The 346-nt window shown below is 32.4% G+C and carries 1 pseudogene; it reads left to right on the top strand.

Annotation, left to right across the window (positions count from 1 at the left end):
- Positions 1 to 74: 74 nt before the first annotated feature.
- Positions 75 to 346, top strand: a pseudogene (locus tag RT41_RS10295) (IS6-like element IS1216 family transposase); the annotation flags it as partial.

The following is a 346-nucleotide window of genomic DNA, read 5'->3' as shown; positions in this document are numbered from 1 at the left end:
GGTTCTGTTGCAAAGTTTTAAATCTACTATCAAATAAGGTAGAATAATAGAAAAAGATAGCAGGAGGAATGACGATGAATCATTTTAAAGGAAAGCAATTTCAGCAGGATGTGATTATTGTAGCCGTGGGCTACTATCTTCGTTATAACCTTAGCTATCGTAAAGTTCAAGAAATCTTATATGATCGTGGCATTAACGTTTCTCATACGACGATTTATCGTTGGGTGCAAGAATATGGCAAACTACTCTATCAAATTTGGAAAAAGAAAAATAAAAAATCCTTTTATTCATGGAAAATGGATGAAACGTACATCAAAATTAAAGGAAAATGGCATTATTTGTATCG

The organism is Lactococcus fujiensis JCM 16395, from assembly GCF_002441655.1.
Lineage (GTDB): Bacteria > Bacillota > Bacilli > Lactobacillales > Streptococcaceae > Lactococcus > Lactococcus fujiensis.
The sequence above is the reverse complement of the archived record's forward strand: the minus strand, read 5'-3'. Positions and strand labels throughout refer to the sequence as shown.